The organism is Limnochordia bacterium (assembly GCA_023230925.1).
Lineage (GTDB): Bacteria > Bacillota > Limnochordia > DUMW01 > DUMW01 > JALNWK01.
Genome location: JALNWK010000027.1, coordinates 26,067 through 34,598, shown reverse-complemented (window position 1 = coordinate 34,598; position 8,532 = coordinate 26,067). Strand labels below are relative to the sequence as shown.

The window sequence follows — 8,532 nt, the reverse complement described above, 5'->3', positions numbered from 1 at the left end:
CTTATCTCCTATATTGGAGATTGAGCCTCTCGATCCCTTCTTTTCCCTTCTCTCTCATGGGACCCGCGGTATCCGTCGCGTTCGCGATCACCTACCTGAACCCGTAAATTCTTGACTCATACTCCCGTGTTTTATCAAGACCCCATCATCTTAGATATATCTTGGCTAGCAGCTGCCTTGTCCTTTCCCTTAATCTCACCTGCGAATCAAAAACTTCCGGTCTGGCATCCAAGCTGAGCGGATTATCAGCCTCATTTTCGACTCGCGTGATGTCAGTGGTTCTGGACTGTGACGGAATCCTAGCCAATTAACCTATCTTCCTTAGACACTAGCCGAATACTATAAGCAGATACCCCAACACATTGCTGATGCTATCGGATACACAACGCTGCGGCTGTCCTGGTACGCTTTGCCTTGGATAGCGCCTAGTACAAAAGCATAAAACAGCTGGAAGTAGTTCGCTTCAATGGTAAACGGAAATAAGGTCCATGTCATGTGTGCCATGACCAACAGGAAAGAGGCGATCATCACCTCTAGTGTAATGCCCCACTTTATCTTTACGCTCTTCCCCACTACATGTGCAAGCATTGTGATGGGGAGCGCCCGATACAAAACCTCTTCGGCCAGCCCACTTAGGAGCAAAGCCCAGCATTCCAAGGTATTCCTTTTGTTCAATGAGTCATAGACTAGTAACATGCTGTAGATCAGCATAGGTATATGGCAGACAAGTGTGACCCCTGCAAATATGGCAGTATACACCACTACATATTTGGTTCCTTTCCTCCTGTCGCCAAGGCCGAAACCGAAATCAACTTTCAGCAGCCTGCTTAGTATCATCATTACAGCTAGGGCAAACAGCATTTCAGTGATGTGGTGTACAGAAACTCAGGCAAAGGCTCTATCGGGATCAAGCCTCTCATAGAGGAATAAATCGGCGACGTGGCTCGATTTACTAATGACCTCACCTATCGTCTGCCTACCCTCTCGCCTAAACAGACATCCCTTACGTCGTAGTGCTTTGTGCAGGTATTGATCAGCGCTTTACAGCAGTCTCCGCTCATCAAAGTGCTTTCTACAGCTATGCTTGCGACATCGATGTTGCCTACGGCAGTAAGCATCGCCAACATGGGATCTAAACATCATCCATTACAAGGATTTTCTTGGACAGTGTGCATAACTTGCACGAAACTGCTGTAAGGACGGTGAAGTATATGGTGGCTGAAGCTCCCGACCTCTCGGGTACTGTTCCGGCCAAAAGCCAATACTCAGGGAATGATCAGGGATTCTCAATCCAAAGGGTAGTAATCTCCCCCAACACACCCTTTGGACCCACGGCCTCCACGTTCTGCAGTTTATCACGAACAAGATACATGCGACTGGCAGTGGGCAAGAAGATCATCGGTAATTGCTCTGCTGCAATCCTTTGCGCTTCGGCGTAGGCTTGATACCGCTTTCTCCTATCCATGGTAGTAGCTCCAACCTCAAACAAACGATCAATTTCACCTTCCCATGGAGTACTTGGTCTTAACTGCATAGGCTGCCACAAGTGGAAATACCCCGAGGAGTGCCAAATATCCCATCCATCATGGGGCTCCATAGTGCTTTCCAGACCCAGAAGGACACAGTCCCAATCACCACAGGAGAGTTTGCGCACAAAAACGTTTGCGTTAACGGGATGGTGTTCCACGGAAACACCAATTCGGCGCAGATCCTCAGCAATTAGATCAGCCATCCGGACCCGTTCAGGATTATCCGCATTGGAGCAAAGAGACAGCTCTACACTCCAACCATCGGGAGAACGTAACAGATCTGCCTCATCCCAGGAAAAGCCAGCTAGACGCAAAATCTCCCTAGCAGCTAGCAGATCCTTTTCGTAGATAGGTACCGCAGTCTCATGGTAGAACCGGGACGCCGGACTGACAAAAGCCCTTTGTCTAACCGCAAGACCACCATACACCTCCTGGATGATTCGTTCCTGATCTATGGCGTGGGCTATCGCTTGCCGAAAGGCTTGATCGGCAAATACGCGGTGCTTCATCTCTTCAAGGGTGTTTGGATCCTGATTGAGAACCAGAATGTTGCTTGAGAAACCCAAACCGGCGTCATATAAAGTGTAGCCCGGGGGAATCTGTTTCAGTAACGCCGAGTCAGTCCCCGGGTGAATTTCAAAAACATCCAACCTACCCGCCCCTAGGTCCTGGTAAAGCTGTGCTAGGTCACTTTTGGTACGAATGACCAGTCTCGTAAGATAGGGAAGAAGGTTTCCCTTTGCATCCTTCTTCCAGTATCTGGGATTTCGCAGGAGAACTACCTCTCGACCCCTTTGATACTGAACTAACTGGAAGGGACCCGTTCCCACCACATCGGAGAGGGAGCAATCAATCCCCCAAGTCCTGGTAAACTCCCCCTGCATCCAGGGCTGGGCTAGTTTGTGCCGGGGCATGATCTTCATCGTTAAGGCCGAAAGCAAGGGCGCGAAGGGTCTAGGTAAAGTCAGCCTGATGGTATAATCATCCAACTTTGTGTAGGCAAAGGGACTTCCGTCAATGTAAAAGGACTCCCTGTATAGAAAGGGCAGTGTTTCATCGAAGATCAAACCAAAGGTGAACAGGACATCATCTGCGGTAAAGGGCTCCCCATCATGCCACAGGACATCTTGACGCAAATGAAAGGTCCATACAGTTCCCTCTTGGTTAAAATCCCAACTTGCAGCTAAAGCCGGTACTAGTTCCCCCGTGCGGTAATCATACTCAACGAGGCCATCGTATACGAAGTCCAGAATAAGAAGCGAAGTATGATCCTCCGCCATGAAGTAGTTGAAAGTACGGGGCGTCCCTACCACACCGAAGGTGAGACTACCACCATACCGACCAATGCTGGCACCGGCTACCTCTCCATCGGCAAAGGGCTGCAGGAGCAATAATGCACAACATATGGCGGCTAAGATGGTGCGCATGCGTTACTCCCTCCCGATTGATAAGCTTTTTTGATCATTCGCTGTAAGATATGCGAAATCCTTTCCCCTGCTAGCTTTTTCCTTAAATTTTTCTAAGGCTACGCATATACTAGCTATGAGACTAATAAACTAAGGAGCGAAAAAACATGAAGCAAAAATACCTATTCCTGATTGCTGCTGTTTTCATCGTTATTGTCGCTATTGTTTTGCTTCAAAGGCCACCGCGAAAAGCCCAGCCGTGGTCTTTGCTTTTGTCCACCACAAACAAACAGGGAAGAAGTAATGTGGACTACACGCCTCTTGTGACCAAGATCCAAGACTATCTTTCGACGGTACCTGACGGGCAGTTTGGGATCTACTTTCATGATCTCCACTCTGGCCACATCTTTGGGATCAATGAACAACTCCCGATCACTGCAGCAAGCACCATTAAGGTACCCTTGGTCCTATATCTAAATGAGTTGGTCGCCGCGGGTCAAGAGGATTTGTCTACCCCCATTTCCTATGTCAAAGAGCGCCACTACCAAGGTGGTAATGGCGTCCTCCGCTACGATGGCCGGGAAGATTATCCATACTCTCTACGAGTGCTGAGCAACCTAGCAATCACCATCAGTGATAACATCGCTACATCAATGCTCATCGACCACTTAGGACGACAAAACTTCATCAATTACATGGTTGGTCTAGGAGGTAAGACAGTGTATCCCGGTGGTAAAAATGTCACTACAGCGGCGGATATGGGCCTGTACATGAAGGAAGTATTGGATTTTGCCAAACGGTCCCCCCAGCTAGGCCACCGCATCCTTGATGATATGGCCCATTCCATTTTCCATACTGGCATTCCTGGGCTTCTTCCTCCGGAGATTACCGTTGCCCACAAAGAAGGGGACCTTGATGGCATCGCCAATGACGTAGGTATTGTGTTCCATGATCATCCCTATATCCTGACGGTCCTTTCTATTGGTATTGCAGACCTTGATGAAGGCTTCTCCCATATTGCCGCCATCAGTAAGCTGGTCTTCGATTACCAGTCCCAGTTGCATCGGTAGGTTAGGACGGTCCTAGGTACCAGCATAGATCTGCCCTGTTTGGGGACAAGTTAAGACAGCCCGGTGATGAAAAGACGCTTACCCGGTAACAATAGAACCACAACAAAACAGACGAGGTGGGTAATCTGTGTTGCAACCATCGACCTTTCAAGATATCCAGATCACTGTTCCCATCTTACCTTCGTTGGCTAGGATGTTCCAAAAGAAGGAGGAAACCTATGGCCCGGGGGAGGAGGTCTCCCAGCACTTACAGGTCTACTTTTCCCAAAGCGCACCACGGGAACTGGTGCAGAGAATCCGCTACAAGAACTTCGACGATCCAGCCTGGATCAAGCTTTCTTTACAGGGCACCGCCCTAAGGTGCACATCAGGTGATGAGGATCTACTCGTGATCAGTCACCTGAGGGAATACTTTGCCCGCTGTGGCGTAGTACTTTATCCCCATCAAATGAATACTGTCCAAAGGGTCGTCCATCAGATGAATGGGCGGGCCATTCTGGCCGATGAAGTAGGGCTTGGTAAGACTATTGAGGCAGGGATGATTCTAAAGGAATACATCCTGAGAAATGAAGTAGCCAATGCACTGATTCTGGTGCCTTCTACCCTGATTTGGCAGTGGTTTTTTGAGCTAAAGGATAAATTTAACATCCCCGTTCGGATCCAGCGCAGCAGCTATGACTGGGATAAGGGAGGCTACTTGATCGCATCCTTGGACACAGCCAAGCGGCCACAGAACAAAGCAATCATTTGCCAACAGCATTACGATATGCTCATCGTAGATGAAGCCCATAAGCTCAAGAGTGAGAAGACCCAAAACTTCCAATTAGTAAATTCTGTCGTGAAAAAGTACTTTCTGTTACTGACGGCAACTCCCGTGCAAAACGACCTCAAGGAGCTATATAACCTGATTAATCTCCTCCGTCCGGGCCAACTAGGGACGTATAAGGACTTCCAAAGGGATTTTACGGTGGATAAGCGTACTGCCCAGAATACCGAGGAACTTCAGCGGCTAATCGGTTCAGTACTCATTCGTAACCGGCGGGGTAAAGACACCATCGAACTAACCAAGCGCCTTGTCTCCTTAGTTCCCGTCACTCTGGGCGCGGAGGAAGCTAAGTTGTATCAACGGATCCTGGATTTTGTGCGCGTTAAATCCGGGCTCTCCCATGGCAATATGTTGCCCTTTATCACTCTGCTTAGAGAGGCTTGCTCAAGCCCCCAGGCAGCGGCCCTCACCATTGAAAAGATGCTCGATGGTGGAGTGGGAGGGACCGCGTGTGAGTATCTGTGCAATCTACTAGCCTTAGCTTTGTCTATTGAGAAAACTGCCAAAATGCACTGTGTCCTCAACCTAATCGACAGGTTGCAGGAAAAGGTCATCATCTTCACTGAGTTTAAGGCCACCCAAAGGGCCCTGTGGCAGCATTTATCTAAGAAGGAGGTGCCTACCTTGATCTTTAACGGGGAGCTTTCCCGCAGTCAGAAGCAGTGGGTCCGTTCCCTGTTCAAGGCCAAAGCCCAAGTACTAATCAGTACCGAGTCCGGGGGTGAAGGACTCAACCTCCAATTCTGCCGTAATGTGATCAACTATGATCTACCATGGAATCCCCTGAGAATTGAGCAACGTATTGGCCGGGTACATCGTTTGGGTCAAACTAAGGACGTGCAAATATTCAACCTGGCCACCAGAAACACCATTGAGGAGCACATTCTGTATCTGCTCCATGAGAAGCTGGATCTATTCCGCACCGTGGTGGGGGACCTAGATGCGATCCTCAGCAAAATGCAAATTAAGGGAGGTTTTGAGACTAGTCTCGGGCGCATTTTATTGAGCCACACCGGGGACGATACTATTCGCAGGGAACTGGATGATTTTGCTACGCAGTTTTCCGATGTGACCCCAAACACAGAGAATGCATCCAATTTGGAGAAGCTTCTGGGAGGATAAAAGATGGAAGAACAGATTAAGGATTTTGCCGTAAGCTTTTTCAAGGCAATGGGGGCATCCCATACCGATCACGATGGCCTTTTACGGGTACAGTTAACCGACGATCAAGTGAGTGAAATAGAGAATCGGTTCAGTAAGCCCGCAGTTTGGGACTTTGTCTTCTCGCAGCAGGGTCAGGAACGCTTCCCCCATGCGGAATTATTACAGCCGGGATCATTGCGGATGGAGCAATTGATTGATACCGCATCAGCCAAGGGCAGGCTTTGTCGAAGATACATTATCCGGGGTTCGTCAATACTAAGACCATATATTCTGTTTCATTTCCGGTTAATCTTCACCGGATTTCACCGGCCCGAGGAAATATGGCCTATAGCCATTGATCTTCATATAGGTACAGTATCCGACACCCTGTATAAAGAGACTAAGGACGCGGACTGGCAGACCACAAAGCCACCGGAAACCACCATCCTCCCCAGAAAAATTGGCTTTCGCCGGGCCTATCTACTTGCCTGTGACAACCTGCGGCACCTTCTGCAAGGGGAAGACCATGCCTGGGCAGAAAGTGCTGCAATAAGTCTGGCCCAGGAAAAGCGACATCTTCAGGACTATTACCGACGGATGTCCGCACAGGATCCCCAGCGGGATTACCAAAGGGAGTTGAAGCAAAGACTACAAGAACAGGAACAGCGGTTCGGTCCTCGCATCATGGCCTATCCTGTGGTTACACAACTGATCTTTCTCTCCGATGGTTAGGGCCCTAAGCTAGGCTTGGGCCCTTGAGTTGGAATGGGGGTAACATTACTCCTTTGCAGCTGTCTTCAAGTCAGCACAGACTGCCGCCAGTACATTGGCAAGCAATTCTGCAGACTTAAGAGCCTGCTTGAGGGTATTACCACGGTAATCACCTATGTATACCACCACACTGTTGTCCAGATAATTCCCATTGAGATCTTCATGTTTTACCTGGATGCGACGGAGGAGTCCCGGATACATCTGCTCCATTTTGGTACGGATCTTCTCCGCAAATGCTAGGTTAGCCGCAGCCCTTGGGTTATTGGCATCACCGGTGACCAGAAGAATCGTGGCCGCCTCTTGACCGTCAATCTTGGTGATAGTGTAGCCTTCACCCCGATCAGGCAATCCGTCCCGATGTACGTCAATAACAAACTGGATTGTGGGATACTTCTGCAATGCCGATTCAATTGTGCTCTTTGACCTGGCGTACGCTTGACTCCAGCTAGGATAATCATGCACGGTCACATCATGTACTGCCAGGATTCCCCGGGTGGCCAAGTTATTAACCAAAGCCTCGCCCACTCGAACAATGTCGCCTTCTTTACCCTTGGTGGTATTAGCTTCACTAGGCGAAAAGTTCTCCGATGCGTGGGAATGGTAAACCAGCATACTGACCTCCAAAGCTTCCGGTGGTATTGTCTCGTCAATCTTCGGGATCTGTTCTTCTGGTTCTTGCTTTGCCCCAGGGAAAAGTCCAAAAACTTTTAATGCTATTGCTCCAACAACAACTAATGCTATCAGGATGAACACAAGACCTGGCCCGTCTTTTTTCGGTGTTCGCATATTAGCCATGTCCTTTCCCCCCTTCCGAGATAAATATATTCCCCAGTTTGGGGAAATATAACAGGGAGGATGACAAGTCCTAAAAAAAGCAGTTAGCCATCGTTCCTAAATGAGAGGCTGTGTTTCGCCAGGGGGCACTACCTTGCTCTCCTCTGGAGTAAACAACCAGCGCACCACACCTTTACCTGCCATGCCAAGCTCCACATCGTTTACGCGTAAACTAGCGACTTCGCCCTTTCCAAACTTGGCATAAATCTCTTTCTCACCATGAAAGGTCCTCGCATCGTCAACGTCAAGGTTTCCATAGTAAACCCGTTCCCCATCAGCATACACTTCGAGCCAACACACATCGCTGGCCACCACCTCCAGCTTTACGGCAACAACAGACTCGGGAACCTCAGTCCCATGGGTACTCTCATCTGGTTCGGTCACTACGGGCTCTGGCTCTTTGTCGGTAGGTTCTGACTCGGGTTGTTCCTCGGGCACAATCGGTGTAGCCGTTGCTGGTTCTGGCTCGACTTCCGGTTCTGGCTGCTGGAACTGCGTTTCTAGGTTGGGAGTCTCACCTTGTTCCGCACCAGCCAAGTAAAAATCCCAGAGCTTGTACGCCAGAAAAGCAAGAGCAATAAGGAGTAGCGCAACAAGGAGGGCGCGGCCGAAGGAAGGTCTCGTTCTCCTTAGTTCCTTAAGACTTGCCTCGGTAGTAGCAGCACTCTCGGCGGCGACAGTGTCTGGTGGGGAGTCGGGGCCTTTTATCTGTTCATACCACGCAAGCACATTCCGTCCTTCCACCCCCACGGCCTCGGCATAGCTTTTGAGAAAGCCTTTCAGGTACACCTCGCCGGGGATGACTTCAAAATCCCCTTCTTCTATGGCTCTTAGATATTTGCTACGAATCTTAGTAATCTGCTCCAACTCTTCTAGGGTAATCCCCTTCTTCTGTCTCTCCTGGTAGAGAAAATCTCCCAATTCCCTCAAAACCCATACCCCCCCTTTTTTGC

At 49.3% G+C, this 8,532-nt stretch carries 7 protein-coding genes; 3 read left to right on the top strand and 4 right to left on the bottom strand.

Going from position 1 to position 8,532, the window contains the following annotated elements:
• Positions 1-339: 339 nt before the first annotated feature.
• Complete coding sequence (locus M0Q40_07775; protein MCK9222506.1) at positions 340-840, bottom strand: CPBP family glutamic-type intramembrane protease; 501 nt, start codon at positions 838-840, stop codon at positions 340-342.
• Positions 841-1,276: 436 nt separating this feature from the next.
• Positions 1,277-2,956: an ABC transporter substrate-binding protein gene (locus M0Q40_07770; GenBank protein ID MCK9222505.1), complete on the bottom strand. Its 1,680-nt coding sequence runs from the start codon at positions 2,954-2,956 to the stop codon at positions 1,277-1,279.
• Between the two features lie 146 nt (positions 2,957-3,102).
• On the opposite strand from M0Q40_07770, the gene M0Q40_07765 reads away from it, so the two are divergent.
• From M0Q40_07765 to M0Q40_07755, 3 genes are all read left to right on the top strand, one after another.
• The gene (locus M0Q40_07765; GenBank protein ID MCK9222504.1) at positions 3,103-4,005 is read left to right on the top strand and encodes a class A beta-lactamase-related serine hydrolase; all 903 of its coding nucleotides are present in this window, start codon (positions 3,103-3,105) and stop codon (positions 4,003-4,005) included.
• Between the two features lie 127 nt (positions 4,006-4,132).
• Positions 4,133-5,953, top strand: coding sequence for a DEAD/DEAH box helicase (locus tag M0Q40_07760; protein MCK9222503.1), 1,821 nt, complete (start codon positions 4,133-4,135; stop codon positions 5,951-5,953).
• Positions 5,954-5,956: 3 nt separating this feature from the next.
• The gene (locus tag M0Q40_07755; GenBank protein ID MCK9222502.1) at positions 5,957-6,706 is read left to right on the top strand and encodes a YqhG family protein; all 750 of its coding nucleotides are present in this window, start codon (positions 5,957-5,959) and stop codon (positions 6,704-6,706) included.
• Positions 6,707-6,751: 45 nt separating this feature from the next.
• On the opposite strand, the gene M0Q40_07750 is transcribed toward M0Q40_07755, so the two are convergent.
• Both M0Q40_07750 and M0Q40_07745 read right to left on the bottom strand, forming a co-directional pair.
• Positions 6,752-7,540, bottom strand: a complete 789-nt coding sequence (locus tag M0Q40_07750) for a stage II sporulation protein P (GenBank protein MCK9222501.1) — start codon at positions 7,538-7,540, stop codon at positions 6,752-6,754.
• 96 nt (positions 7,541-7,636) lie between these two features.
• Positions 7,637-8,509 carry a DUF4115 domain-containing protein gene (locus M0Q40_07745; protein MCK9222500.1) on the bottom strand — a complete coding sequence of 291 codons (873 nt, stop codon included), beginning with the start codon at positions 8,507-8,509 and terminating at the stop codon, positions 7,637-7,639.
• Between the last annotated feature and the right edge of the window lie 23 nt (positions 8,510-8,532).